This is a genomic window from Paramagnetospirillum caucaseum, from assembly GCF_000342045.1.
In the GTDB taxonomy this organism is placed as follows: Bacteria; Pseudomonadota; Alphaproteobacteria; order Rhodospirillales; family Magnetospirillaceae; genus Phaeospirillum; species Phaeospirillum caucaseum.
In genome coordinates, this window is sequence record NZ_AONQ01000025.1 from 36652 (window position 1) to 62756 (window position 26105).

Sequence of the window (26105 nt, forward strand, 5' to 3'; positions counted from 1 at the left end):
AAGCAGGCTGGCAAGCCTGGGAATTGCTGACCGGCGCCATCGGCGCTATTCGCATCGGCCCCCGTGGCGGCATCACCGGCCTCGACCTTCCGGCCCTGCTGATCCAGGCGAAGGCACTCGGCTACGATGAAACCCTGCTGGCTCGGCTGCTGCCCTTCGCCGAGCGGGGGATGGTGGTGGGAGCGGCAAAGCAGCAAACCGAGACCTGATCCATGGCCACCAAATCCGTCTCCATCCGCCTGTCCCTGCAGGACGGCGAAACCGTTCGGCGTAGCCTGATCCAACTGGGTAACGACGGCCAGAAGGCGCTGGCCCGGATCGAGACGGCGGCGCAACCGGCGTCGAAGTCATTGCTAGCCATGAATGCCGTCAGCCAGGATATCCAGGGCGGCATGGCGGGGTTCGCCTCGCGCCTCGGCCCCATCGGCTCGGTGATGATGGCGCTGGGCCCGGCCGGGCTGGCGGCGGGCGCGGCCATCGGCTTCTTCGGCAAGGCCATGGTCGAGTCCACCATCAAGGTAGAAAGCCTGGAGGCCCGGCTCAAGGGTTTGGTCGGCGCCGCCGCCTTGACCGAAACCACCTCGTATCTCTATGCCCAAGCCCAGAAGACCGGCACGGCGCTGGAGACGGTGGTCGGGGCCTATTCCCGGTTGGCGGCGTTGCAGAAGGCCGGGATCATCACCACCGGCGAGAGCCGCGCCCTGCTGGAGGGCTTCCAGTCCACCGCCATTGCCCTGGGCGCCTCGTCCGAACAGTTGGAGCAATCGCTGTTCGGTCTGGCCCAGGGGCTGTCGTCGGGGACACTGCGGGCCGAGGAACTCAACCAGATCGTCGAGCCCATGCCGGGGCTGTTGCAGGCCCTGGACCGCGCCGCCGCTCTGCCCTCGGGCGGGTTCCGCCAGATGGTCACCCAGGGCAAGGTCACGGCGGATTTCTTCCGCGACACCTTGATCAAGGCGCTGCGGGGCTTTGACGAGGCGGCCAAGGAAAGCGCCGACACCGCCGAGCGCTCCTTCACCCGCATGGCCAATGCCTGGCAGGGCTTCACCAACGCCCCCTGGCTGCGCAAGGTTCTGTCGGGCGGCGCCAATGCCGGGGCGGCGACGCTGGAATCGCTGACGCCGGGCGAATCCACCGTCAAGTCGCGGCTGGCCGATCTGGATCGGCGCATCGCCGCCCTGGGGGGCGAGCAGGCGCTCGACAAGCCGCTGCCCGCCGGCACCCATTCGGTGGTGGTGCAGGCGGTCAGGGAGGAGAACGAGGAACTGCGCCGCCTGCTGGCCGAGCGCCAGGATGTCGCCGCTGATCTCGACGAGATCACCCGCAAGCGGGCGGGCATGGAAGCCCATGCCAAGATGGAGCGCGACCGGGTCCGGGCCGAGCAGCGCGAGCCCAGCTATCTGGAGAAGCTGACCGACCTCAAATTCGAGGTGGAATGGCAGGAGAGGCTCAACACGGCCCGCGCCGCCGGTAACGCCGAGTTCTCCCGCACCAAGGCCCAATACGAGGCCGCCAAGGGCTTTCGCCAGATCGAGAAGGAGCTGTTCCAGCAAGGTGGCGTCTATCGCACCCAGCCCAAGGAACAGGAGATCAAGGATCTGCTGGCCCGCGAGGCCGAAGCCAAGGGGGCGGGAGAGATGTCCGCCCAGGCCCAGGCCGAGGTGCTGGGCTTAAACCTCCAGGCCCGTGGCCAGGAACGTCTGGCTGAAGCCGCCCGCACCGGCGGACAGGCCCAGATCGACGCGGCCAGAGCCGCCAAGGTGCTGGAGTTCGCCTTCAAGAATAACGGCGCGGCGGTGGCCGAATACGACCGGGCGCTGCGCCGCATCGACGCCGCCAAGCTGCTGGAACAGACCAACGGCCTGATCCGCACCATGGGGCAGGAAGCCGCCGCCAATGACCGCCTCGCCGATGCGGCCAAAGGCTCGGTGGCCGACACCATTCTGGCGGAACGGACCAACTGGCTGGCCGAGCAGGCTTCCAAGGGGCTGACCGATGCCAATGGCGACTTGGCAGCCTCCTACGCCCAGGTTCAGAAATCGCGCGCCAACAGCGAAGCGGCCCGCGCCGTCGCCGATCTGGAACGCGAGATCAATGCCCAGGTTCGTCTGGCCGAGGCGGTGCGCAGCAGTGAACGCACCAAAGTCCGCGACGTCACCATCGACAATGATGTCGCCAAATTCGCCCGCGGCCACAAGCTGGCCGAGGATGATCCCAAGGTGGATGAGTACCGGGCGGCCCGCTCGCGGCAATACGCCGAAGCGGTCAAGGACGAGGCCCGCCAAACCACGCTGGCCTATGACGCCACGCAGCGGTTTGCCGAGGAACTGGCCAAGCTCAACGAGCAGCGGGCCAGCGGCGCTTTGTCGGAAGAGGCCTATACCCGCCGTTATCGGGAATTGGAGCAGGACAAACTGGCCGCCAGCCGCGATTGGCAGGACGGCGCCATCCGGGCGGTGCGGGCCTATGCCGACGAAGCCAGCAACGCGGCGGCTTCAGCAGAGCGGGCCATGTCGGGGGCCTTGCGGGCCAGCGAGGATGCCTTCGTCAAATGGGCCATGACCGGCAAGCTGGCCGGGCAGGATCTATTCAACAGCCTGGCCGAGGAGGCCCTGCGCGCCGCCTGGCGCATGTCGGTGGTGGCGCCCATCTTCGGTGGAGCCGGCGGCGGCATCTTCGGTTCCATGATCAGCGGCCTCGGTGGTTGGATCTCCGGTGGCAGCGGTGGCACCAGCAGCGGTTCCGTCCCGGTGCCGGACACCGGCGCTTTCGCCATCGCCCATACCGGCGGCTTGATCGGTCTCGACCGGCTGGAGACACGGTCGTTCGATCCGGCGGTGTTCATCGGCGCGCCTCGCTTCCATCGGGGCGGCCTAGTTCCCGGTGAGGTGCCGATCATCGCCCAGAAGGGTGAGGAGGTGCTGACGCGGGGCGATCCTCGTCATCGCTTCAACCTGCGCCCCCGCGACGATGCCCCGGTGATGGTCAGTGTGCCGGTCTCGGTCAATATCCAGACGCCCCAGGGCACCCAGGCACGCACTGCGCAGCGCCGCGATTCCGGCGGCGGTCTGACGCTCGACATCATCGTCGAGCAGATCACCGACGCCATGTCCGGCGACATCGTCCGCGGCCAGGGCATTGCTCCGGTGCTGGAGCGCCAGTACGGACTCAACCGCGCCAACGGGGCTTATCGATGATCCGCTTTCCCGCCACCCTGCCCATGCCGCTGGCGGAGCCCTACGCGGTCAAGCCCGCCGACGGGGTGGTCCGCACCGATATGGAGCAGGGACCGGCCCGCCAGCGCCGCGAGTTCACCCAAGTTCCGACCAAAATTCCGGTGAAATGGCGCTTCACCGATGCCCAATACGCGGTGTTCGACGCCTGGTACCAGTGGAAGGGCAAGGCCGGGGCAGAGTGGTTCGTGATCCCGCTGCGCAGCGGTCTTGGCGTGATCGACCATGTCGCCCGCTTCACCAAACAGTACGAGGCGCCGCTGTCCTCGGGCGGTTTCTGGCTGGTGACGGTGGAACTGGAAGTCCGTGACCGCCCGGTCCTATCTGAGGCCGAACTCGACATCCTGCTGGATTCTTCTTGGACCGACCTGTCCGGCGCGGTCACCGGCCTCGATTCCCTCGCCAATATCATCCTGTCCGATCACATCGGAGCCTGATCCATGACCATCAAGGACGACCTTCTCGCCGCCACCGCCAAGGCCGACGGGGCGGCGCAGATTCTGCACGACGTCGCCCATGGCCCCGCCACGGGGGCAGGCAGCACCGTGGCCACCGGTACTGGCTCGGTCAAGACGGTGGCCAAGGCGATGGCCGATATGGAAGCCGACATCACCAGCCGGATCGGCTCCATCGATCAGGCGGTCACCGATACCGCCGCCGATGCCGAGGCGGCTGCCTTGTCCGCTGCCATTGCCCAGGCCAGCGAATTGGCTGCTGCCGCCTCGGCCAGCGCAGCCCAGGTGGCCAAGGTCACCTGGAAAGGACCCTGGTCCGCCGTCACCGCCTATGCCGTGCATGACGCGGTATCCTTAAGCGGCTCGTCCTATGTCGCCATTGCTCCCGGCACCAACCAGCCGCCGCCCGATGTGGCCTATTGGCAGGTTCTGGCCGCCAAGGGTCTCGACGGCATCGGAGCCGGCGACATGCTGGCAGCCCAGAATCTCGCCGATTTGCCCGACAAGGCGGCGGCCCGGAGCAATCTCGGCCTGGCGATCGGCACCCATGTTCAGGCCCATGATGCTGAACTGGATGCCCTGGCCGGTCTGGTCAGCGCCGCCAACAAGCTGCCCTATTTCACCGGAGGGGGCAGCGCTGCCCTGGCGGACCTGACCGCCGCCGGCCGCGCCCTGCTCGACGATGTGGATGCTGCGGCTCAGCGTACCACATTGGGCCTGTCCGACGCGGCCACCACCACGGTGGCGACCATCCGGGCCGGGGTGGACGTCTCCAGCCGGGTGGCCAAGACCGGGGATACCATGACCGGGTCGTTGACGGCACCGGGCTTCACCACATCGGGAAGCTCCTCCACCGCTACCGGCTTCAAAATCGCCAGCGGCACCGACCTCGCCAATATCTTCGCCCGCCAGCTGTCGCTGGGCGGCAGCCTCAGCGGCAACCTGACCAACGGCGTGCTGACGCTGTCGGGCGGCTATTGCTCCTACTGCTCGTACTGCACCTGCGCGTGCAGCGACTGCTCCTGCTGAACCGGGGAATCGCCATGTCCATCAGCTATACGGTCACCGGCAAGGTCGGCGTCGGCTTTGCCGTCAGCGTCTCCGCCTCGGGATTTACGAGCCGGGTCTATTCGGAGGATTCCTATCATTTCGGCTCCCCAGGAACGGTGGCGCCGGTTGACGGAGATACTCTTCACCCTGATCTGGCCGGGAAAAGCATATTTGTTGGTCCCGAGATACCATTCGACTGGGACTGCTTCCAGACGTTGACCGAGGTTTCGGATCGCGCGTGCATCGTGTTCCCCCTCCATTATCGGGGTCAGGTCGAAGCGCCATACAACCGTGATCTCGACACCTACCTGTCGAAGCGGTCTGGGGCCGACGAGTTCATCAAAAACAGGGTTCATACTGCATTTCACCTCTACGTGCCCGAGAAGGGATGCAGCTTCACCGACTGCGCCCTGCATGCCTTCATCGGCTCGGACTATCCCCTGATCACCAACGTGGAGATGGTGGCCAGAACCGCAGACGAGATCAGGGCTTCGGCGATGCCGGGATTGAAGCTGTCCGGCCCGTCCGGGATCAGCCCGGAAGCGTATGCCCTTATCCAGGTGGTGGCGACCAATGCGGATGGCAGCATTCGGGACACCGTGTCCAGCACGGTATTCCTGGAAGAGGTCAACGGCTATCTGCCCAAGCGGCGGGTTGACCTGGTCAACGGCGTCGGACAGTTCCGAGTCGGCGCCCTCGGCCTGGTCAGTGGCGATACCGTGCGGGTCAAGGCCGGGTTTCGCTTCTACACCGGCCTGGCCGACATCACCCTTCCGGTCGGGGAGGTGTGATGTTCACCCTGATCATGCGCCGACCGGACGGCTCCACCTTCCGGCTCGTCCTGGACATCCGCACCAGCCGCCTCACCGACGAGGCCGGGCGGCTGATCGACATCTCGCCCCTGGGCGTGGTTTACGACAATGAGGGGGAGACGCTGCGCGACGCTCCCGGTACCACCAGGGAGCGGGCCGAACCGAAATCCAGGTCCGTCAAAGTGCTGCGCATCCAGCTTGGGCTGGCCTGCAATTTCTCCTGCGCCTATTGCGTCCAGGACCGGGCACGACCAGCCCATGACGAGAAACCCTCCGACGTGGCGGCGTTCATCGCCGGGCTTGATGCTTGGATATCCGGTGCGCCGGCCGTGGTCGAACTGTGGGGCGGGGAGCCTTTGCTCTACTGGCACAAGCTCAAGCCCCTGGTGGAAGGACTGCGCCACCGTTGGCCGGAGGTCAAGCTTCGGCTGACCACCAACGGCTCGCTGCTGGACATGGACAAGGTGGATTGGCTGGTAAGCCTCGGGGACGTCTCGGTGACGGTCTCCCATGACGGCCCCGGACAGCATCTGCGGGGGAAAGACCCGCTGGACACCCTCGAGACGCTGGAGGCCATCCGCTCCCTGTTCGCCCGGCTCGGCACCTTCGCCAAGTTCCATGCGGTGATGTCGCTGCCCCATCACAGCCCCATCGCCCTCCTGCACTACTTCTTCGACCGGCTGGGCACCACCGACATCCAGGTCTCCAGCAGCGGGCTCAAATACCCGCCCACGAAGGATTCCGGGCTGCATCTGGTGCCCGGCAATCCTGATGAATACACGGCGATGCGCCACGACTTGGCCAGGGAGTTCCGCACCCCTTACGTCTTCGCCAACGCCATCGTGGCAGCGCCGCTCCGCCATCTGCTCTACCAGTTCGCCAAATCGGTTCCCGCCCGCGCCCGTGGCCAGGGCTGCAACATGGACAACCCCGAGCATCTGGCGGTGACGCTCAGCGGCGATGTCATCGTCTGCCACAACACCAGCCCGGCCACCCACAAGATCGGCAGTGTCCATGATTTCGACGCCATTCGGCTGGGCCATAGCACCTCGTGGCACCACCGGCCGGAATGCAGTTCCTGCCCGGCGCTGCTGAGCTGCGGCGGGGCCTGCATGATGATGGAGGGCCGGGAGCGCGTGCTGTCCTGCGACAACAACTTCTCCCATGGCCTGGTCTATCTGGCGACGCTGCTCTACGCCCTGACCGGGGCCAAACTGCTGCGGATCGAAGGCCAGCGCATCCGCCATCTGGGTATCACCAGCTTCGATTTCTGAAGGGGAACGACCATGCTTTTCCGCCTGCATCTGATGGGGCCGGACGGCGCGTCGAAGACGGCCATCTACGACACCACGACGTCGGGCCTGATTATCGACGGCCAGCCCTTCGCCGAGGTCGAGAAGGACTGCGCCACCCCACCGTCCGTTTTGGTCTCGCCATCGACGCCTGGATACAAGGGCGGCCCGTTCAAGCGCCTCAAGATCCAGATGGGTCTGGCCTGCAACATGGCCTGCTCCTACTGCCTCCAGGTGACTCATCGGGAGGAGAAGACCAGCACCCTCGATGCCGAGGTGTTCCTCGCGGGCCTCGACACTTGGTGGCGGCCGGACAGGGATGAAAACCTGCGCATCGAGATCTGGGGAGGCGAGCCGCTGCTGCATATGGCCAAGCTGCGGATTCTGGTGACCGGGCTACGAGCTCGCCACCCCAAGGCCAACATGTTGGTCATCACCAACGGCACCCTGTTGACCCTGGAGATCGCCCGGTGGGCGCGGGAGATGGGGCTGCATCTGGCCATCTCCCATGATGGGCCGGGCCAGAGATCCATGCGCGGCCTCGATCCGCTGGAAATCCCGGCGGCGCTGGAGGCCATCCGGTGGCTGGTGGCCGAGCATCCCCATCACGTCAACTTCAACTGCGTCCTTACGCCGGGGAATCTCAGTCTTGGCCGCATCCGCCACCACCTGGAAAAGGCCCTGGGCGTGGAGGAGATCGCCCTCTCGACCGAGGGCCTAGTGCAGGTCGATGGCGGTCAGACCTCCCCCCTGTCGGATGTGGACCACGAGGCCATCCGCCTCTCCCTGCTGGACGAGATGATCAGCGGCGAGGGCTTGCGCAACATCACCATCGCCCAGAAGGTCCGGGATTTCCACCTGTCGCTGGCCAGTCGGCGACCGCTGTCCTCAGTGGGGCAGCGGTGCGGCATGGACCGGCATCACCAGATCGCGGTGGATTTGAAGGGCAACGTGCTCACCTGCCAGAACACCCCGGACCGGGAAATGCGGATCGGCCACGTCTCCGCCATGGACAATGTTCGTCTCGACACCGCGACGCATTTCAGTCACCGGCCCGGATGCATGGCCTGCCCGGTGGTCCATCTGTGCCAGGGGGCCTGCATGTACGCAGAGGGCGACGACTGGGACGCCACCTGCCGCAACAGCTTCACCTTCCACGCGGCAATCATGTCGGGCGCCATGGTCCACCTGACCGGCATGGCGATCACCGACATCGAGACTCTCCGGTAATCATGCCCGATCCCGCTCTCGAAGAGGCGATCCGCGAGGCCTATGCCTCGTGCCCCACCAACGCCATTCCGCTCCACACCATGGAACTGCGCCATCCCGCCTTCGTCGATGACTTGGGCAACCCCACCGCTGTCCGGGTGGTTCGCAATTACGAAGACGAGGTCACTTGGCGCGAACGCGGCGGCGCCGAGGTCGCAGCGGTGCTGGACGTCATGACCCCCGAGGCCCGCAGCCGGGTCGGGCTGGTGGCCCGCCTCGAGCCCGACGCCCCGGTCAATGCCGGCCAGATGGTCCCCTTCATCGCGCTCGCCTTCGATTTCCAATTACCCGAGGTCAGTTCCGCCCCGGTGCCCGAACTCACCGTCACCATGGACAATGTCGGCCGCGAGCTGATGGAGCCGCTCGAAGCCGCCGCCACCTCCCTGGTCCGTATCGAGGTCACCTACCGTCCCTATCTCGACATCGATCTCGACGGTCCCCAGATGGACCCGCCGCTGACCATGACCCTGGTCCACGTTAACTGCACCGCCACCCAGATCACCGCCCGCGCCCAGATGTCCCAGATCGGCAACAAGGCCTTCCCCTGGCGCACCTATACCCAGCGCTGCTTTCCGGGGCTGGGGGGATGAAAGCTCACGAAAGGTGGTGTGGTGATCCTATTTTCGCGATGGCGATCCCGGTCCTTCGTCTCGGAACAGAGTATCGGAAAGGTGGCGTATCATGGTCCTGACCGTGGCGTCGTCCTTGACATCTTTGTGGCAGACCAGAAAGAAAGGCAACTCAGCTCGGACACCGAGATCGAGAGCCACCGCGTCGGGCTCCCGGTCCAGCAGCCCGACCGGCTGAAGCGACAGGCCGATTCCCATCCGTGTCACGTTCCCCAATACGATGGATGATCCGGTTCTGTAGGGCACCATGGGGTGTCGCTCCAGCATTTCCGCCCATGGCCGCATTCCCCCTTCCTTCCGGTAATGCATGACATGGGCACAGACGGGGAAGTTGACGACGTCTTCAAGAGAGGTTGGCCGCCCCCAGTCGTCGATGAATGATCTGCTGCAGACCGGGACCAGCACCAGCGAGGATTTCTGAAGGACCACCACATCCGGATCGGTCGGGTAGGCGTAGACCACGGTAATGTCGGCTTCACGCCTCGTCAGATCGACGCTCTGGCCAGCATCCAGAATCTGGACGTCAAGGGTCACATTGGGATGCTCCCGGTGAAATCTCCGGAGCTTCGGAGCCAGCCAATAACCTGCCATCCCATCGGTCATGGCCAGGCGTAGACGACCGGAAATGGCGCTGCTCCGCTCCATATCCAACGCCGCCGACGCCATCAATCGCTCCATTTGCTCCGCCAACCGATACAGACGGTTGCCAGCCTGGGTCAGAGTGAGTCCGACGCTGGTCCGGAAGAACAGTTTCGCCCCAACATCGGCTTCAAGATCACTCATTCTCTTGCCCAACGTCGGCTGGGTAAGCGTCAATGTTTTTGACGCTGCCCGCAGCGAACCGGCGCGCGCGACCCCGAGGAAAATATAGACAAGCTCCCAGTTTCTCAGCATTGGACGCCTCATCTCCGTGATAAATCAGCTTATCACCATGCCACAGATTATGAATTACACCTCGTCGCTATTGATTGCATACGATCCGCCGCATGTTTTCACGAGGTGCGCCATGCAGTCCGAGACCAGAAAAAATAATCAAATTCAGGTAAAGATCGCTGGTGGTATTGAGGAGATGGTTCAAGCCATCGCCATCCGCTCGGCTGTTTACGTGGGGGAGCGGGGATGGTCGTTTAAGGAGGAATGGGACGGGAATGATTTCACTGCCACCCATCTGATCGCGACTGTGAATGGGGATCCCGCCGGAACCATGGATCGCGTCCCAAGACGTGGTGTAACAGCGGTGTCGCCGTCTGATCCTCGGCCGGGTTGGCCGTGTTGATCAAGCTGCCGCGACGGGCGGCAGGCTCACCAGGGGATCATCGCTCAGGGGAGCGACGGTTTCCAGGGTCATGTAGCGGGATCGCTGCACGGCCCATTCGTCGTTCTGTTCAAGGAGGATGGCGCCGATGAGGCGGGTGATGGCGTCTTCGTTGGGGAAGATGCCGACCACCTCGGTGCGGCGCTTGATCTCGCCGTTGAGGCGCTCGATGGGATTGGTCGAGTGCAGCTTGGTGCGGTGCGCCTGCGGGAAGTCCATGTAGGCCAGGACATCCATCTCGGCATGGTCCATCAACTCGGCCAGCTTGTGCGCCCTGGGGCGAAGCTGATCGGCGACCTGGCGCCATTGGGCGTGGGCGGCGGCATTGGTTTCCTGGGCAAAGGCGGTGCCGATGAAGGCGGAGACCACCCGGCGGCCCTGCTTGCCGGCATGGGCCAGGACGTTGCGCATGAAGTGGACGCGGCAGCGCTGCCAGGTCGCATTAAAGACCTTGGAGACGGCGGCCTTGATGCCCTCGTGGGCGTCGGAGACCACCAACTTGACGCCGCGCAGGCCGCGACGGGCCAGCTTGCGCAGGAAGTCCTTCCAGAAGATCTCGGCCTCCGAGGCGCCGATGGCCATGCCCAGCACCTCGCGCCGCCCGGCGGTGTTGGCGCCCACCGCGATGATCACCGCCACGCTGACGATACGCCCGTCCTGGCGCACCTTCACATAGGTGGCGTCCAGCCAGACATAGGGCCAGTCGCCCTCGATGGGCCGTTCCAGGAAGGTGGTGATCTTGCCATCGATCTCGGCGCACAGGCGCGAGACCTGGCTCTTGGAGATGCCGCTCATGCCCATGGCCTTGACCAGATCGTCCACCGAGCGGGTCGAGATGCCCTGGACGTAGGCCTCCTGGATGACGGCGGTCAAAGCCTTTTCCGCCATGCGGCGCGGCTCCAGGAAGCCGGGGAAGTAGCTGCCCTTCCGCAGCTTCGGGATGCGCAGTTCCACCGTCCCGGCCCGGGTCTCCCAGTCCCGCTCCCGGTAGCCGTTGCGCTGGGCCAGTCGGACGGTCGGGTTGCGCTCACCGTGTCCGGCGCCGGTCAGTCCCTCGACCTCAAGCGCCATCAGCCGCTCGGCAGCAAAGCCAATCATCTCGCGCAGCAGGTCGGAATCAGCGCTCTTCTCCAGAAGCCCGCGAAGGGCCATCATCTCGTCGGTCATCGTCTTCATCCTTGGTTCGGTTGTCGGTGTCGCAACCAAACCCTACCGAAGATCGACGATGACCACCCCGAGATTGGGGCCGCCTGGGGACGACGTCTCCGGGCGCTACGCGCCCTACGCCATCATCCCCAGGCAAACGCTGCTACACCACTCGGCGGGACGTGACCGAACCATGCGGATTCGATACTTCGCTGATTTTGTGAAGATCGAGCGACTGGCCATTCTTCCCCATTACCGGAAAAGCCGGTATGGCGCGCGTGGTGTCGCCTGGGCCTTGGGTGAGTTCGCGCTGGATTTTTGCCGCCGCAAAGGGTTTACGCGATTCTATGGTCACGCACTGGAGGATCTGGTTCCGTTCTGGAATAAGCTATCTGGTGGATTCCTGCTTCCCATGCCGGGTGAAGCCCCGTTCGAATGCTCCGGTAAGATGGTGGTTCCCATGTTCGGAGAGACGGAGGCGAAATCCGACGCGATCACTCACGACAGTGGCCATTACGTCATCGTTCGGCCCGAAGGGAACTGGGATAGCCCCGGATACTGGGAACTCAGCGAGGTTCCAGTGAAATGCGCCTGACGGACGAAGTCATTTCCCGGCTGATCCGTGATATCGCGGCGGGCATCTTCCCTCCGGGCGAACGCCTGCGCGAAATCCCCATCGCTCAACGATATGGGGTTTCCCGCACTCCGGTTCGCGAAGCACTCGTGGCATTATCGGTTCGCGGAGTGGCGGAAATCCGCAATGGCCGCGGCTACATCGTCTCCAAGCCGCTTCCCGCGCCGATCATCCAGTGTCCTCACTGTGGCGGCACGATAGAGTCGAGGCCTGTTTTCAGCGCATAGCCGCCCATCGCACCCAGGTGGCCGACCATCTGGTGCGTCAAGATAGTCTGCGGTTTTCTCGCGCCTTCTATCCATCGCGCCGAGTTGGCTTTTTCATATTTCTTCCCCGCTTTCAGCCCCCCGACGCCCCAACCGAAGATTCGCGGTCTGTCGTCCATGCCCGCTTGTGGGCTGCGGTTATTTTTGCGTGACCGCCTTCGGCGTCGTCGCCGCCTTGTAGGCACGAGCCCCCCCCCATTCCTTCTGAAAATCAAATGAGGCCTGGAGCATCGAACTTCGAGGCACAGTCTCTCGTCTTTTCACCAGCCAAGTCTCCACCGGAGACTTGGCTGCCTTCGGCACCGGTTCAAAGCCGTGCCCGGTTTGGGCGGGAGCCCAACCGCGAAGCGGAGCATTCCACCATGCACTGGGCCACGCCCTATATCGGCCAGCCGTGGTCGAAGCACGGCCAGGGGCCGGAAGCTTGGAACTGCTGGAGCTTCTTCCGCCATGTCCAGCAGGCCCATTTTGAGGTCGAGACCCCAATGGTGCCCTATGCCGACGATCTGCTGGTGCTGGCGCGGCTGTTTCGCGATCACCAGGAGCGCGGGCACTGGCAGCCGGTGACCGCGTATCGAGACGGTGACGGGGTGATGATGCGCACCGCCCGCTACCCCATCCATGTGGGGGTGTGGCTGGAGGTGGACGGCGGCAGGGTGCTGCACTGCGCCGCCGGATCGGGGGTGGTGTGCCAATCCCGGCGCGATCTGGCAGCCAATGGCTGGCGGATCGACGGGGTTTACCGCCATCGGGGAGCGACATCATGAGGGCGCGCGTCACCCTGGTGGCGGATGCCTTCAATCCGCTGCGCTCCATGCAGGTGGTGGAGGTCTCCGAACATCTGACTATCCGCACCTTCCTGGATGGTCGCGGCATCAAGGAATTCCCGGTTCCCACCATCTGCCTGAGGAATGGCCGCCCGCTGCTGCGCCGGGATTGGGCCGGGACCGTTATCGACCATGACAATATCGTCGCCTTCATCGCCCAGCCGCTGGGCGGCGGTGGGGGCGGCGGCGGCAAGAACCCGCTGACCACCGTGCTGATGGTGGCGGTGATGGTCGTGGCCATGGTGCTGGGCCAGTACTATGTCGGGCCGATGCTGGCCTCGTCCCTGGGCGTCACCAGCGCCGCCGGCATCGCTACCGTCGGGGCCATTTCGACGGCGGCCATCGCCTCGGTGGGCATGATGGCGGTGGGCGCCCTGGTCTCGGCCCCCAGCCCCGCCACGCCCTCGCTCAACTGGGGCGGCGGTGGCGGGGTGGCGCCGTCTCCCACCTACAGCCTGACCGCGTCCGGCAATCAGGCCCGCCTGGGCCAGCCGATCCCCGAGATCTTCGGGCGTCACAAGGTGGTGTTCGACCTCGCCGCCACCCCCTACCAAGAATATGTGGCTGGCGAGCAATACCTGTTCCAGCTTCATTGCATCGGGGTGGGCCAATACCGGCTCGATGCTCTGATGATCGACGACACCCCGTTGGCCTCGTTCGAGGAGGTGCAATATCAGGTCGTCCCGCCCGGTGCCGCCGTCACCCTGATGGATGCCTGGGTGGTCACCGCGGTGGAAGTCGCGGGCCAGGAGTTGAAAGGCCCCAACCAGCTGACCAATGGCGAGACCGGCTGGGTCGGTCCCTTCGTCGCCAATCCCGCCGCCACCACCGCCCATCACATCGGCATCGACGTGGTGTTCACCAACGGCCTCTACTACGCCAACAATTCCGGCACCCTCGATCCCAAGACGGTGAATTGGGAGGTATGGGGCCGACGGATCGATGATCTCGGGGCGGCGCTGGGGGACTTCATCCTGCTGGCCGCCGAGACCTATACGGCGGCCACCAACACCCAGATCCGGCTGTCCTATAAATATGCCGTCGCTTCGGCCCGCTGGGAGGTGAGGCTCCGCCGCATCAATGACCGTGATCAGGATGGCCGCACCGCCCATGAGATCCGCTGGGGCGAGATGCGATCCTATCTGGAGGGTTCTCCCGATTACGGCGACGTCACCCTGCTGGCGATCAAGATGCGGGCCACCGACAATCTGAGCCAGCGCTCAAGCCGCCTGATCAACGGCATCGTCACCCGCAAGCTCCCCATCTGGTCGCCGGACACCGGCTGGTCCGAGCCGGTTCCCACCCAGGCCATCGCCCCAGTGGCGGCCTATATCATGCGCGCCGCCAACGGGGCGCAACTGGCCGATACCCGCCAGGATCTCGACATGCTGTGGCGGCTGCACTCCGTCTGGGAGGCCCGTGGCGACCGCTTCAGCGGGGTGTTCGACACCACCACCACCGCCTGGGAGGCCCTGGTCAAGGTGCTGCGGACAGGGCGGGCCGCGCCCTATCAGCAGGGCGGTATCGTCCGCTATATCCGCGACGAGCCCCGCACCCTGCCGGCGGCCCTGTTCAACGGCCGCAACATCGTCCGCGGCAGCTTCGCCATCGAATACGTCATGCCCGGCGAGGACACCGCCGATGCGGTGACGGTGGAGTTCTTCGACGAAATCACCTGGAAGATCGCCGAGATCACCGCCGCCCAACGGGGCGGTGCTATCCGGGTGCTGACGCCATCCGAGATGATCAACGCCCCACCGGAAAAGCCGGGCCGGGTGCAGATGTTCGGCATCACCAATCGCGACCATGCCGGTCGCGAGGCCTGCTTCCTGGTGGCCTGCAACATCTACCGCCGCCGCCTGCCCACCTGGAAGACCGAGCTGGACGGCATGATCCTGTCCTATGGCGAACTGGTGGCCGTCTCTCACCCCATGCCCGCCTGGGGCCAGGGCGGCGAACTGGTCGAGTGGGACGAGACCGCCGGAATCCTCACCCTGTCTGAGCCGGTGCGCTGGAGCGACGGCCAGGCCCACTTCATGGCGCTGCGCCGTCGTGACGGTCGCCTCGATGATCCGGTGGAGATCGAACCGGCCCCCGGCGGTGATCCCTTCCAAATCCGTGCCCTCGACCCGCTGCCCATCACCCCCGACACCGGCGGCGACCGCGAACGCACCTACTACGCCCTCGGCCCCGGCACCACCTGGGCCCAGCGCGTCCTGGTCCGCTCGCTCCGGCCCCGCTCGCGTCAGGTCGAGATTTCCGGAATCTGCGAGGACGACCGTGTCCACGTCAATTGAACCCGACGAGCCTCCTGGCGAGGAGTTGCGGGCAAGGCCCGGCGCCGCTCGTGCGGCGAAAGCCAAGCTGCCGGAGGCAGCGTCCGGCGATTGAGGACAACCAAATGAAAGGAGCACCACCATGGTTTGGCGCAACCTGCCGCCCGAGATGCAGCACACCCTGGCCGGACTGGCCTGGGCCTGTTGGTGGGCGTTGATCGGCCGCTCGCTCTATCACGCCAATCTGGTCCGCCAGGGGAGGCGGCGGTTCTGGTCGCTCACTTTGGCCTGGGAACTGATGATCGCCATCGGCATGGGCGTGGTGGCCGGAGGCGCCGCCGAATACCTCCAGCTTTCCGGCATGGCCGCCGCCGGCTTCATCGCCGCCATCAGCTATCTCGGCCCCCGCAGCATCGAAGCCGTCCAGATTTGGGCCGAACGCAAGGTCGGCATTTCTGATCCCAAGGACTGAGCAAATCCCGCCTTTTTCATTCCCCATGGCCGCCTCAGGGCGGCTTTTCCATTGGAGGTTCCCCATGACCAAGGACAGTGTCGTGCCGCGCGGCATCCGCCTCAACAATCCCGGCAACATCAAGGAATCCCCCGGCGACAAGACTCAGTGGCAGGGCGAGCGGGCCACCGACGACGATCCGGTGTTCGAGGAATTCATCAGCCCCGAGGCCGGTATCCGTGCCCTGGCCCGCATCCTGCTCGGCTATCAACGCCGCTATGGCCTCAATACCGTGACGGGGATCATCACCCGTTGGGCGCCGGGCTGCGAAAATAACACCGGCTCCTACATCACCCATGTCGTATCCCGCCTGGGCGTAGCGCGCGATCAGGCCATTGACCTGACCAACGCCGACACCATGGTGGGATTGATCGAAGCCATCATCCGTCATGAAAACGGCCAGCAGCCCTATGCCAGAGAGGTGATTTTGGCCGGGGTTGGCATGGGGCTGGGGAGCGCCTGACCATGACCCTGCTCGAACTCCTCGGCGATGCCGCCGCCATCGCCGCCAATCCCATCGCAGGGCTGGCCAAGGTAGCGCTGGACGTCGCCCCCGACATCGCCAGTCTCTTCGGCGACGATGCCGAAAAGGCGGTGGGAAAACTGGCCGATACCGTCCGCGCCATCACCGGTACCGACGATCCCACCCAGGCCCGCGAGGTGCTGGCCGACCCCAATCTGGTGTTCCAACTGCGCTCCCAGGCCCAGGCTTTCGCCCACGAGGAGCGGATGCAGCAGATGACCGGGGCCATCACCACGCTGACCGCCACCCTGGCCGACCGCCAGGACGCCCGCGCCCGTGACAGCGAGTTCATCAAAGCAGGCAGGAGCAACACCCGCGCCAACGTCCTGCTGATCACCGCCGGACTCGGCATCGTCGGCGGTATCGGCTTCATGGTATTCGGCCACGTCGATGGGAACACCGCCGTCGGCGGCTGCATCATCTCGGTGGTGACGCTGCTGGCGGGCAAGTTCGCCACGGCCTTCGATTTCGAGTTCGGCGGCTCGGCGGATTCCGAGCAGACACGAGAGATGTTGGCGCGGGCACCGCCCATTGACAGATAGCACAGACCAGATTTCACATTGACGCGGCCGACCGGGGGAAACCCTGGTCGGTCGCATTTTGCGTTTGTGCCCTTCAAAACGGTAGGAAACTGGGGGGCGAGCGGGGTCCCGCCCCATGATCCCGATGCTCAACTGTATTGAGCCTACTCCGAGGACAGGTCGCCGCAGGTGGCGGTAAGGGGCCATTGCCGTCCCCTCACCGCTCCCGTCCGCTTTCATCCTTGTACTTCTGCAAGGGTGCCAGGACGTATTCGATGGGGCGCCGCATGCCGGTTCTGACTTCGGCCGAGACCGTCATTCCCGGCGTCAGCGGGATCTGCCTGCCGTTCTCGACCCCGATGGCGGCGCGGTCCAGGGCGACGCGGATGGGGAAGAAGTATTCCTTCTTCTGTTCATCTTGGACCGCGTCCAGGCTGATGGTGGTGATCTTGCCACTGATGGTGCCGTAGCGGGTGAAGGGGAAGGCGTCGACCTTGATCACCGCCTCCTGGCCCGCCTCGACGAAGGCGATGTCCTTGTTGGGCAGGCGCGCTTCCACCTCCAGGGCGGAGCCGACGGGCACGATCACCAGCAGCTTCTGGGCCGGTTGGACCACGCCGCCGATGGTGTGGACCTCCAATTGCTGGGCGGTGCCGTCCACCGGGGCGGTGAGCGAGAGCACATTCTGGCGCTGGGCCGCCTTGGCCAGTTCGTTCTCGGCGGAATTGGCCTTGGCGCGGGCTTCGGCCAGCCGGGTCGAGGCGTCGCGGCGGAACTCGGCCCGGGCCTGCTCGCGCTGGAACGACAGGGAATCGATGGCGGCGCGGGTCTCGGACAGCTTGCTCTTGCCCACTTCGCGATTGCCGGTGGCCTCCATCACCTCTTGCTGAGCCCGCGACAGATCCAGGTGCGAGTTGAGACCCTGCTCGGTCAGCACCCGGCGGCGGTTGGCGCGGTCCTCGGCCTGGGCGATGACGTTGGTCAGCCGCGCCATATCGGCCTCGATGGTGCGCAGCTCGGCGCGCTTGCGGGCCAGTTCGGAGTCCAGCGAGGCCAGCTTGCCGCGATGCTCGGCCAGTTGCGCCGCCATCTGGGAGCGCGCCAGCGCCACCATGGCGGGCGGCAGGTCGAGGGCGGGCGCGAAAGCCCGCTCGGGATCGGGCTCCAGCAGGGCTTCGAGGCGGGCCATGTCGGTGCGCGCCGTGTCGCGGTCGGCGCTGAGCCGCTCCAGATCGGCCTTGCCGCCGGTGACCTCCAGCTCGATCAGCAGATCGCCCTTCTTGACCGTCTGGCCCTCGGCCACATGGATGGCGCGGACCACCGAGGTCTCCAAGGGTTGGATGGTCTTGACCTGTTCGCTGGGGATGATCTTGCCTTGGGCCACGGCCATGATGTCCAGCTCGCCCAGGCTGGCCCAGGCGATGGAGCCCGCGAAGAAGCCGCAGATGACGACGGCGATGAGGCGCGCCGTGGCCGAGGCCGGGCGCTCGCTGATCTCCAGGGCGGCGGGCAGGAAGGCCAGCTCGGCCTCGCCCATGGGGCCGAGCTTGGGGCGGAGTTTGTCGGCGGCCAGGGCCTCGCGCCAGATGTCGAGATGGTGGGAGACACCGTCCCTGAGGGACTCGGCCTTGGTGACGGCCTTGTCGAGGGCGCTGTAGCGATGGCGTAGCGTGGTTATGTGGTCGGCCAGCGCTAGTTTTTCAGACACAGATGAACACAGATCAACGCAGATGCGGGCTGCGCCCGCGCAATAACGTCGCAGGCGCGCGTCCACGGCAGTGCATGGCGGAGAATCGTTCATCTTTCTAATCTGTGTCTATCTGTGTTCATCGGTGTCCCATGACTCTATTCCCCCGCCGCCTCGGCCATGCGCAGCGGCACCGGGCGCAGCACCACCGAGGGCGAGGTGCCGGTCTGGGCCTGCCACAGCCGGGCATAGCGGCCGCCTTCGATCTCCAGCAGTTCGGCATGGCTGCCGTCCTCGACCACTTCGCCCTTATCCACCACCACGATGCGGTCGGCATCCCTGACGGTGGACAGCCGGTGGGCGATGATGAAGACGGTCCTCCCAGAGCAGATGGACCGCATATTGTCCTGGATGGCCTTTTCCGATTCGTAGTCCAGAGCGCTGGTCGCCTCGTCGAAGATCAGGATACGGGGATTGGTGACCAGGGCCCGCGCAATGGCGACCCGCTGGCGCTGGCCGCCCGACAGGCTTGATCCGCGCTCGCCCAAAACCGTGTCATAGCCCTCGGCCAGCTCAGAGATGAACTCATGCGCCCCGGCGGTCCTGGCGGCGGCGATCACCCGGTCGAGCGGGATCGAGGGATCGGCCAGCGCGATATTGTCCTTGATGGACCGGTTGAACAGCCAGTTCTCCTGCAGCACGACGCCGATCTGACGGCGCAGCCAGGCCGGGTCCACGGCGGCCAGATCAAATCCGTCGATCTGCACCCGCCCGGTTTCGGGCAGATACAGCCGCTGGATCAGCCGGGTCAGCGTGCTCTTGCCCGACCCGGACGGCCCGACGATGCCCACCACCTGACCCGGCGCCACGGTCAGCGATATCCCCTTCAAGACCGGCGGGCGGTCGGGGCGATAGCGGAACACCACCTCGTGGAAGGCGACCTCGCCCTGGATGGGGGGCAGCGCGGCCTTGCCGCTGGTGGCCTTGCCTTCCGGCACCGCGTTGAGGATGTCGCCCAGCCTCTCGACGCTGATGCGGACCTGCTGGAAGTCCTGGAACAGCTGGGCCAGGCGCAGGATCGGCTGGCTGACCCGGCCCGCCAGCATGTTGAAGGCCACCAGCTGCCCGATGGTGAGGCTGCCATCCATCACCAGCTTGGCCCCGAACCACAAGGTGAGAGCGGTGGTGATCTTCTGGATGGTCTGGACGCCCTGGCTGGCCGCCGAGCCGAAATTGGCCGCCTTGAACGAGGTCTGGACATAGGCCGCCAGCTGTTCGTCCCATTTGCGCTGCATCTGGGGCTCGACCGCCAGGGCCTTGACGGTTTCGACCCCGTTGCAGGCCTCCACCAGCAGGGCCTGGTTCTCGGCGCCCCGCTTGAACTTCTCCTCGGTGAGGGTCTTCAGCACCGGCGAGGCCATCAGCGAGAGGACCACATAGAAGGGCAGGCTGCCCACCACGATCCAGGCCAGGATCGGCGCGTACCAGAACATGACGGCAAAGAACACCACGGTGAAGACCAGATCGATCACCAGGGTGAGCGCCGAGCCGGTAAGGAAGCTGCGGATGTTCTCCAGCTCGCGCACCCTTGCCACCGTGTCGCCCACCCGGCGCGCACCATGATAGGCGATGGGCAGGCTCATCAGATGCTTGAACAGCCGTGATCCCAGCTCGACATCGATGCGGTTGGTGGTGTGGGAAAAGACATAGGTGCGCAGGTAGCCCAGCACCACCTCGAACAGACTGACGGCGATCAGGGCGAAGACCAGCACGTCGAGCGAGGTCAGCGCCCGGTGCACCAGAACCTTGTCGGTCACCACCTGGAAGAACAGCGGGCTGATCAAGCCGAAGACCTGCAGGAAGAACGAGGCCAGCAAGACTTCGCCGAACAGCCGGCGATACTTGACCACCGCCGGGATGAACCAGGTCATTTCGAACCGGGTGCCCAGCGCCGCCAGCTGCGCCCGGGTCGCCAGCAGCACGAGGCGCCCGTCCCAGCGCTCGGCCAGATCGGCGGCGCTCACCTGCTCGGCCCGGCCCACCAAGGGATCATGGATGATGGCCTGGCCGCCCTCGACCTTGGCCAGGATGAACCAGCCGCCATCGGGGCGCCGCGCCATGGCGGGCAGGGGCGTGGCCGACAGCTTCTCGACGCCTGAATCCACCCCGCTGGCCTTGAACCCCACCTCGCGGGCATAGCGGATCAGGTCGATCTCGCCCACAACCAAACCGGGATCGCCATGCCGATGACGGAGGGAATCGTAGTCGGCCGCCTTCTCGAACAGCTTTGCCAAAAGGGCGAGACAGACGAGGCCGGTGTCAGGTGGGGGAGGCGGCTCGGTTTCGTCCGGTATGTCAGCTCTATCCGCCACGAAACCCCATAATTCCGACAGCTATCGGCAATTTCATAGACTGTGATCCACACCTTAGGCGCGGAACACGTATTCGGCAAGAGCATTAGCAGGCCACTCTCAAGCGTATATTTTACAATCATTCTACAACTATATGCCGAATAGCTAGGCTTGACAGGTTTCGGCCTGATTTCTATCGTCAGGTGTTTTCCTGAGTGGGGAGGCGGGGGCAGTTCATGGCCGGGAAGAATTCGACGTCGGTGGCTCGGGCTGCCGCCGAAAGGGTTGGAGTTGCCGAGAGTCCGGCGAGCGCACACAGGTTACCGCGAAGATTCGTTCGGAGCCGATGGGGAGCGTTATGTGCAAGTATCCCTTGATCGCGAGCCGACAGCCTTTGAATCGGTCGCGGCCGGTCCGACAAAATGACCGTAACTTTTTGAAGGAGCTAGCCCATGTCTCGGAAGAATGCCCAAGCCAAGGTGGAAACCAGCAGCGAGAGCGCCGTCGCAGCGGGTCAAGACGCTCCCGAAGCCGCCTCCATCGCTGCCACGGAGCCGCCCCGGCCTCTGGCCGGTCCCTCTCCCATCCAAGCGCAGGTATTCGCCGATGTGGTGGCATTGATGGCGGCATCGCCGCCGCATAAGTACCTGTTCCTCACGGACCTGGAATGGCTGGTAATGCCACCACTGATGCTGGGGCAGTGCAGTCTGGTCCGGCGCGAAGGGCGGCCCTTTGCCTTCGTCTCCTGGGCCTTTCTTGGGTCTGAGGCGGCTGCGCGGATGACCCAGCCGCAATTGCGCTTGCGCCCGGCCGATTGGAAGAGCGGTGACGAGGCCTGGATCATCGATGTCGTCGCCCCATTTGGCGGCGCCGAGGTGGCGCTTAAGGAGGTCAAGGCTCGCACCTTTGCTGACCGTAAGGTCAAGGCTTTGCAGCCTGCGCCGGACGGCAAGGGGCTGGCTGTGATGGAGTGGTAGAGATGAATTAAACTTTGTCACGAATGAAAGAATCTGAAGTAATTTGTGAGGCAAAATATATAAATTGGAAATAAAGCATGGGCAGGTTCAATGGCGTATTCCTGGCAGTGTATGCGCTGCAATCGATATGCGTATACATGGCTGTAGGTATGTTTGCAGGGGGGCGCTGCCTTGGCTGTGAATCATTGAGTATAGATATTGCGTACATATCGCGGTCTATACAAAGAGTTGCCAACGACAATGGAATAGCAACGGGGTGTGCGGTCGTTGTGCTGCTATTTGTACTTGCCATAAGCTTAATATATGCCATCGCAATAATTATGGCATTTGGAAAATCAGGACTGTCTGATGGCGGCAATCCAATGAACAACGCGCTATTTATGATTTTTATCTCAATATGCGCGTTTGCATTGCTGCCGAATATTTCCGTGAGGATGAATTCGCTTTATGTCTCCGTCGCAATAATGATGTTTTTATCTGAGGCAATACTCGACACATTAAGAATTCTCACCACTCGCAGGAGGAAAGGTGATGTATAATTATTCTCAAGTCGGGGGCGGATACGCAGGGCATGACCCATATTTGACAGTTTTGTCCCCAGCCAATCTGCAATCAGCTTCGTCATATCAAAATGATCAGGTCGCCGAATCGACGCGCGGAATATTCTCTAACTTAAACACATTTTATTCTGCGCTTCAGACTTCAGCTAGTTTGCTTGGCGCGGGCCTTGGGTGGGCTGGTGACGGGGCCTCGGTGGGGCTGAATTATTTAAGTTCTAGTGATTTTAATGGATTTTTGCGGTCGGTGGCAGCTGATTTTGCAGGCGGTGCGACGGCAGTTGCTGCAGCTGCCATAACCCTGGCGGCCACCGAAAATCCTATTTTAGCTCAACGAGTTGGATATTTTTCATTCTATGCAGGGCAGAGCGCGGGGGAATCTCTTTATGATGGTACCGCGAATGCGACGTGGCAGTTCTTCCATGCCCCGAGATTCGAAGGTAGCGGTGACTTCGATCTTGTCAGCGCCGGCCCTCCTCTTGTCCTCGATCTCAACGGCGACGGCATCAGCCTGACCTCGCTGGACCAGTCGAATGTCTTCTTCGACATTGACAAGGATGGCTTCAAGGAAAATACCGGCTGGGTCAAGCCGGATGATGTCATCCTGGTCATCGATCTGGGGATGGATGGCAAGGTTACCAGTGCTGACGAGTTCATTCTTACCAACTGGGCGCCGGGGTCGACCTCCGATCTGGAGGCGGCGCGGATTGCCTTCGACAGCAATCACGATGGCAAGCTTGACGCCAATGATACCCGCTGGTCGGAGTTCAAGGTCTGGCAGGACCTCAACCAGGACGGCGTCTCCGATCCGGGCGAGATGAAGACCCTGGCCGAGCTTGGCATTACCGAGATCAATCTCACGGGTATCCCGGTAGCGGCCGATGCCGGGACCACGCGTCCGTACGACAACATCGTCTCCAGCATCGCCCAGTTCACCAGAGCCGATGGCAGCACGGGTCAGGTGGGCGATGTCGGCTTCCTCTATTCCACCTATGGCTGGCGCCAGAGCACCGACGGATCGGGTAATCTCGAGATCAACGCCGAGGATGGCAGCAAGGTCTGGCAGTTGGCGGATGGGCAGGACCATGCCCTCGATCTCGGTGCCAATGCTCTGAACGGAGCCATTGGCGCCTCCGGCAATGACACCCTCGGTGCAGGAACCGCCATGGATGTATTGCTGGGTGGCGGGTCCGGGAATGATACCCTGACCGGCGTCGCCGGAATGGACTGGCTGGTAGGCGGTACCGGGGCAGACGTCCTGCGCGGCGGCGCTGGGCACGACGTGTTGTTCATCGATGTCGAGGACACCGTCATCGATGGCGGTGACGGTTACGACGTGGCCTTCGTGGCTGACGCGCGCGGCATGGTGCTGGATCTGGGCGCCGCTAACCTGGAGGCCGTCACCGGCAATGCCGGTGCGGATCATCTGTTCACCACCGGTACGACCGGGGTGAACCTTGAGGGCGGCGCCGGCAACGATACCCTGACTGGTGGAGTTGGCGGCGACGTGCTGTCCGGTGGGGCCGGGGCGGATACGCTCGACGGCGGGGCTGGCGACGACGTCCTGTTCTTCGATGCCGAAGATACCGTAGTGCAAGGCGACGCTGGCCACGACACCGCCTTTGTCGCCGATGAGCGGGCGGTGACGCTGGAACTCTCCGGTGCCGGGTTGGAGGCGGTGATCGGCAATGGGGGCAACGATGTGTTGTCCAATGCCTCCGCCGATGCGGTGATGCTGGCCGGCGGGGCCGGAGCGGATACGCTTTCGGGAGGTGGCGGGGCCGACACCCTGGTGGGTGGCTTGGGCAACGACCTCATCACCGGCGGGGGCGGCGACGATCAGGCGGTCTATCTCGGGCTGTTCGCCGATTACAAGGTTAGCCGCAACGCCAACGGCTCCATCGCTGTCTCCGACCAGAAGCCGGAGCTGTGGGGTGACGAGGGTGTCGATACCCTGACCAGTGTCGAGCGTCTGGTGTTCGCCGACCGCACCATCTATGTGGATGGCCGCAATAACGCGCCCATCGCCGACCGTTTCGCCTGGGCCAAGGGGTTTACGAATACTTGGCTAAAAATCAAACCTGCCGAGTTGCTGGCCTCAGCTGGGGATATTGAAGGCGATGGCATGAGCGTCTCAGCCGTGGGCAATGCATCCCATGGCCAAGTGGTGACCGATGCCAATGGCGACATCTGGTACCAATCCGAAGCGGGTTTTACCGGCCGCGCCCAATTCCAATTCACCATTCGCGATTCGCATGGGGCTGAGTCGACTTCGACCGCCTATGTCAATGTTCAGGGCCCAAGCCCAACGGATACCTATTTCCGCGGGTACCAAGATACCTATCTCAACAAAATGGGCGTTTCCACGGTCTGGGAGGACTACACAGGCCGGGGGGTCAAGGTCAGCATCTTCGACGTCGGTGTGGATTATACGAATCCAGATCTCTATCCCAACTACAATACAAGCCTGGATTGGGATTCGATCTTCAATGATTACGACGCCAAGCCTGATTATGCCCAGGAGTGGCACGGGACCTATGTCGCCAGTGTGATCGGGGCGGCCCGCAACACCACCGGTATCGTCGGTGTCGCCTATGACGCGACCTTGGCCGGGACGAGGCTGGCACTGGGACCCAATTTCCCGGCCACAGAAACCTGGCAGAACTTTATCAGCGCAGTTTCGCGGCAGTCCGCTTTCGATGTCGTGAATTGTTCGTTCGGATCCGGCGGTTTTTTTGTCGATAACCCCGCGCAGGACACTTGGTCCGCTCGTGAGATCGAGGCCTACCGCAATTCCGTTCTCAATGGCCGTGGAGGACTTGGTACGGTCTGGGTTTGGAGCGCAAGCAATAATCGCGATAGCGGTGCAAACACAAACTATTCCGCAGAGAAAAATTCCCGCTTTGGCATAACTGTCGCTGCTGCGGGGATGGATGAAAAGGTGATGTGGTTCTCCAATCCCGGAGCATCGATCCTGGTCTCTGCACAGGGTGAGAATGTTATCGGGGATAACCCGTCCGGCATCGCGAATGCCTACGGGGCAGGCCACGACTCTGCAGCGACAGTGTACGGCACAGGCACATCGGCATCGGCACCCTTGGTCTCAGGCGTGGTCGCGCTGATACTCCAGGCCAATCCCAATCTCGGTTATCGTGATGTCCAGGAAATCCTGGCTCTGTCTTCTCGACAGAATGCCCCGATGGATGGTTCTTGGGCGTGGAACGGTGCGGGGAATTGGAATGGCGGCGGCATGCATGTCAGCCATAATTCCGGTTTCGGCTTGGTGGATGCGCGGGCTGCGGTACGTCTGGCCGAGACCTGGACTCGCCAAAGCACCATGGCCAACGAGGTTTGCGTATCGGCCTCGAAGTCGCAATCGGCCACGATCCCCGATGGCGGAAGGGTGGAGCAATCGGTCACCGTTTCCTCTGATCTCAGCATCGACGAGGTCGAGGTCACTGTCGATATCGATCATTCCTGGATCGGTGATTTGCGGATCACCCTGATCGCCCCGGACGGAACCGAGAGCGTGCTGGCGGACCGACCGGGTAAAGACCCGAACAACTCCAATTCCCGCGGAATCCAGCAAGGCCCCTATGGACAGGGACTCAAGTTCACTTTCTCCACGACCCACGATTGGGGCGAACAGGGCTCCGGCACCTGGACACTTCGTGTCGAAGATTTGGCGTCAGGCTACACGGGGACTCTGAACAACTGGAGCCTGCGGCTGTATGGCGATCATGCGGGAACCGACAACACCTACTACTACACTGC

At 63.8% G+C, this 26105-nt stretch carries 23 protein-coding genes; 19 read left to right on the forward strand and 4 right to left on the reverse strand.

Features of this window, described 5'->3' with window-relative positions:
• Positions 1 to 23: 23 nt before the first annotated feature.
• The 8 genes from H261_RS10895 to H261_RS10935 are packed head-to-tail and all read left to right on the forward strand — an operon-like array spanning position 24 to position 8701.
• Positions 24 to 209, forward strand: coding sequence for a DUF7697 family protein (locus tag H261_RS10895; RefSeq protein ID WP_008617380.1), 186 nt, complete (start codon positions 24 to 26; stop codon positions 207 to 209).
• A 3-nt stretch (positions 210 to 212) separates the two neighbouring features.
• Positions 213 to 3197: a tape measure protein gene (locus H261_RS10900; RefSeq protein ID WP_008617381.1), complete on the forward strand. Its 2985-nt coding sequence runs from the start codon at positions 213 to 215 to the stop codon at positions 3195 to 3197.
• Positions 3194 to 3670 carry a hypothetical protein gene (locus tag H261_RS10905; RefSeq protein ID WP_008617384.1) on the forward strand — a complete coding sequence of 159 codons (477 nt, stop codon included), beginning with the start codon at positions 3194 to 3196 and terminating at the stop codon, positions 3668 to 3670. Before H261_RS10900 ends, H261_RS10905 begins: the two co-directional genes overlap by 4 nt.
• A gap of 3 nt (positions 3671 to 3673) precedes the next feature.
• Positions 3674 to 4717: a hypothetical protein gene (locus tag H261_RS23320; protein ID WP_008617386.1), complete on the forward strand. Its 1044-nt coding sequence runs from the start codon at positions 3674 to 3676 to the stop codon at positions 4715 to 4717.
• A 14-nt stretch (positions 4718 to 4731) separates the two neighbouring features.
• Entirely contained in the window at positions 4732 to 5529 is a 798-nt protein-coding gene (locus H261_RS10920; RefSeq protein ID WP_008617388.1) for a hypothetical protein, read from the forward strand.
• Complete coding sequence (locus tag H261_RS10925) at positions 5529 to 6824, forward strand: radical SAM/SPASM domain-containing protein (protein WP_008617396.1); 1296 nt, start codon at positions 5529 to 5531, stop codon at positions 6822 to 6824. Before H261_RS10920 ends, H261_RS10925 begins: the two co-directional genes overlap by 1 nt.
• A gap of 12 nt (positions 6825 to 6836) precedes the next feature.
• A complete protein-coding gene (locus tag H261_RS10930; protein ID WP_008617398.1) occupies positions 6837 to 8072 on the forward strand; it encodes a radical SAM/SPASM domain-containing protein in 1236 nt (411 codons plus the stop codon).
• Between the two features lie 2 nt (positions 8073 to 8074).
• A complete protein-coding gene (locus H261_RS10935; RefSeq protein WP_008617400.1) occupies positions 8075 to 8701 on the forward strand; it encodes a DUF1833 family protein in 627 nt (208 codons plus the stop codon).
• Between the two features lie 27 nt (positions 8702 to 8728).
• Here the strand turns inward: H261_RS10935 and H261_RS10940 are convergent, their stop codons facing one another.
• Positions 8729 to 9634 (reverse strand): LysR family transcriptional regulator, encoded by a 906-nt coding sequence (locus tag H261_RS10940; protein ID WP_008617402.1) that lies wholly within the window; start codon positions 9632 to 9634, stop codon positions 8729 to 8731.
• Positions 9635 to 9746: 112 nt separating this feature from the next.
• Here H261_RS10940 and H261_RS24820 point away from each other — a divergent pair, with 112 nt between their 5' ends.
• On the forward strand, positions 9747 to 10016 hold the full coding sequence (locus H261_RS24820; protein ID WP_152426825.1) for a GNAT family N-acetyltransferase: 270 nt from the start codon (positions 9747 to 9749) through the stop codon (positions 10014 to 10016).
• Here H261_RS24820 and H261_RS10945 read toward each other — a convergent pair whose 3' ends face one another.
• Complete coding sequence (locus H261_RS10945) at positions 10017 to 11222, reverse strand: IS256 family transposase (protein ID WP_008617404.1); 1206 nt, start codon at positions 11220 to 11222, stop codon at positions 10017 to 10019.
• Between the two features lie 172 nt (positions 11223 to 11394).
• Here H261_RS10945 and H261_RS10950 point away from each other — a divergent pair, with 172 nt between their 5' ends.
• The 7 genes from H261_RS10950 (at position 11395) to H261_RS10975 (ending at position 16780) form a co-directional block, all read left to right on the forward strand.
• A complete protein-coding gene (locus H261_RS10950) occupies positions 11395 to 11796 on the forward strand; it encodes a GNAT family N-acetyltransferase (RefSeq protein ID WP_040476266.1) in 402 nt (133 codons plus the stop codon).
• A complete protein-coding gene (locus tag H261_RS23840; RefSeq protein WP_081608903.1) occupies positions 11787 to 12062 on the forward strand; it encodes a GntR family transcriptional regulator in 276 nt (91 codons plus the stop codon). The genes H261_RS10950 and H261_RS23840 overlap by 10 nt, the downstream gene beginning before the upstream one ends.
• Before the next feature lie 401 nt (positions 12063 to 12463).
• Positions 12464 to 12868: an NlpC/P60 family protein gene (locus tag H261_RS10955; RefSeq protein ID WP_008617407.1), complete on the forward strand. Its 405-nt coding sequence runs from the start codon at positions 12464 to 12466 to the stop codon at positions 12866 to 12868.
• Positions 12865 to 15225, forward strand: a complete 2361-nt coding sequence (locus H261_RS10960) for a host specificity factor TipJ family phage tail protein (RefSeq protein WP_008617408.1) — start codon at positions 12865 to 12867, stop codon at positions 15223 to 15225. The genes H261_RS10955 and H261_RS10960 overlap by 4 nt, the downstream gene beginning before the upstream one ends.
• Before the next feature lie 121 nt (positions 15226 to 15346).
• Positions 15347 to 15676, forward strand: coding sequence for a phage holin family protein (locus tag H261_RS10965; protein ID WP_008617409.1), 330 nt, complete (start codon positions 15347 to 15349; stop codon positions 15674 to 15676).
• Between the two features lie 64 nt (positions 15677 to 15740).
• Positions 15741 to 16178, forward strand: coding sequence for a hypothetical protein (locus tag H261_RS10970; RefSeq protein ID WP_008617410.1), 438 nt, complete (start codon positions 15741 to 15743; stop codon positions 16176 to 16178).
• A 2-nt stretch (positions 16179 to 16180) separates the two neighbouring features.
• The gene (locus H261_RS10975; protein WP_008617411.1) at positions 16181 to 16780 is read left to right on the forward strand and encodes a hypothetical protein; all 600 of its coding nucleotides are present in this window, start codon (positions 16181 to 16183) and stop codon (positions 16778 to 16780) included.
• A 196-nt stretch (positions 16781 to 16976) separates the two neighbouring features.
• Here the strand turns inward: H261_RS10975 and H261_RS10980 are convergent, their stop codons facing one another.
• Together H261_RS10980 and H261_RS10985 are read right to left on the reverse strand one after the other, a co-directional pair.
• Positions 16977 to 18467, reverse strand: coding sequence for an HlyD family type I secretion periplasmic adaptor subunit (locus H261_RS10980; protein ID WP_008617412.1), 1491 nt, complete (start codon positions 18465 to 18467; stop codon positions 16977 to 16979).
• 137 nt (positions 18468 to 18604) lie between these two features.
• Complete coding sequence (locus H261_RS10985; RefSeq protein WP_322096293.1) at positions 18605 to 20818, reverse strand: type I secretion system permease/ATPase; 2214 nt, start codon at positions 20816 to 20818, stop codon at positions 18605 to 18607.
• A 431-nt stretch (positions 20819 to 21249) separates the two neighbouring features.
• Between H261_RS10985 and H261_RS10990 the strand changes: the two genes are divergently transcribed.
• The 3 genes from H261_RS10990 to H261_RS10995 all read left to right on the forward strand — a co-directional run.
• Entirely contained in the window at positions 21250 to 21774 is a 525-nt protein-coding gene (locus H261_RS10990) for a toxin-activating lysine-acyltransferase (RefSeq protein WP_008617414.1), read from the forward strand.
• Between the two features lie 77 nt (positions 21775 to 21851).
• The gene (locus H261_RS24825; protein WP_152426826.1) at positions 21852 to 22313 is read left to right on the forward strand and encodes a hypothetical protein; all 462 of its coding nucleotides are present in this window, start codon (positions 21852 to 21854) and stop codon (positions 22311 to 22313) included.
• Between the two features lie 265 nt (positions 22314 to 22578).
• The coding region (locus tag H261_RS10995; protein WP_008617421.1) for a S8 family serine peptidase at positions 22579 to 26105 on the forward strand (3527 nt) is incomplete at its 3' end.

Coding starts and splice junctions, on each gene's coding strand:
- H261_RS10900 (WP_008617381.1), top strand. CDS start 213: ATGGCCACCAAATCCGTCTCCATCCGCCTGTCCCTGCAGGACGGCGAA.
- H261_RS10905 (WP_008617384.1), top strand. CDS start 3,194: ATGATCCGCTTTCCCGCCACCCTGCCCATGCCGCTGGCGGAGCCCTAC.
- H261_RS23320 (WP_008617386.1), top strand. CDS start 3,674: ATGACCATCAAGGACGACCTTCTCGCCGCCACCGCCAAGGCCGACGGG.
- H261_RS10920 (WP_008617388.1), top strand. CDS start 4,732: ATGTCCATCAGCTATACGGTCACCGGCAAGGTCGGCGTCGGCTTTGCC.
- H261_RS10925 (WP_008617396.1), top strand. CDS start 5,529: ATGTTCACCCTGATCATGCGCCGACCGGACGGCTCCACCTTCCGGCTC.
- H261_RS10930 (WP_008617398.1), top strand. CDS start 6,837: ATGCTTTTCCGCCTGCATCTGATGGGGCCGGACGGCGCGTCGAAGACG.
- H261_RS10935 (WP_008617400.1), top strand. CDS start 8,075: ATGCCCGATCCCGCTCTCGAAGAGGCGATCCGCGAGGCCTATGCCTCG.
- H261_RS10940 (WP_008617402.1), bottom strand. CDS start 9,634: ATGCTGAGAAACTGGGAGCTTGTCTATATTTTCCTCGGGGTCGCGCGC.
- H261_RS24820 (WP_152426825.1), top strand. CDS start 9,747: ATGCAGTCCGAGACCAGAAAAAATAATCAAATTCAGGTAAAGATCGCT.
- H261_RS10945 (WP_008617404.1), bottom strand. CDS start 11,222: ATGACCGACGAGATGATGGCCCTTCGCGGGCTTCTGGAGAAGAGCGCT.
- H261_RS10950 (WP_040476266.1), top strand. CDS start 11,395: ATGCGGATTCGATACTTCGCTGATTTTGTGAAGATCGAGCGACTGGCC.
- H261_RS23840 (WP_081608903.1), top strand. CDS start 11,787: ATGCGCCTGACGGACGAAGTCATTTCCCGGCTGATCCGTGATATCGCG.
- H261_RS10955 (WP_008617407.1), top strand. CDS start 12,464: ATGCACTGGGCCACGCCCTATATCGGCCAGCCGTGGTCGAAGCACGGC.
- H261_RS10960 (WP_008617408.1), top strand. CDS start 12,865: ATGAGGGCGCGCGTCACCCTGGTGGCGGATGCCTTCAATCCGCTGCGC.
- H261_RS10965 (WP_008617409.1), top strand. CDS start 15,347: ATGGTTTGGCGCAACCTGCCGCCCGAGATGCAGCACACCCTGGCCGGA.
- H261_RS10970 (WP_008617410.1), top strand. CDS start 15,741: ATGACCAAGGACAGTGTCGTGCCGCGCGGCATCCGCCTCAACAATCCC.
- H261_RS10975 (WP_008617411.1), top strand. CDS start 16,181: ATGACCCTGCTCGAACTCCTCGGCGATGCCGCCGCCATCGCCGCCAAT.
- H261_RS10990 (WP_008617414.1), top strand. CDS start 21,250: ATGTCTCGGAAGAATGCCCAAGCCAAGGTGGAAACCAGCAGCGAGAGC.
- H261_RS24825 (WP_152426826.1), top strand. CDS start 21,852: ATGGGCAGGTTCAATGGCGTATTCCTGGCAGTGTATGCGCTGCAATCG.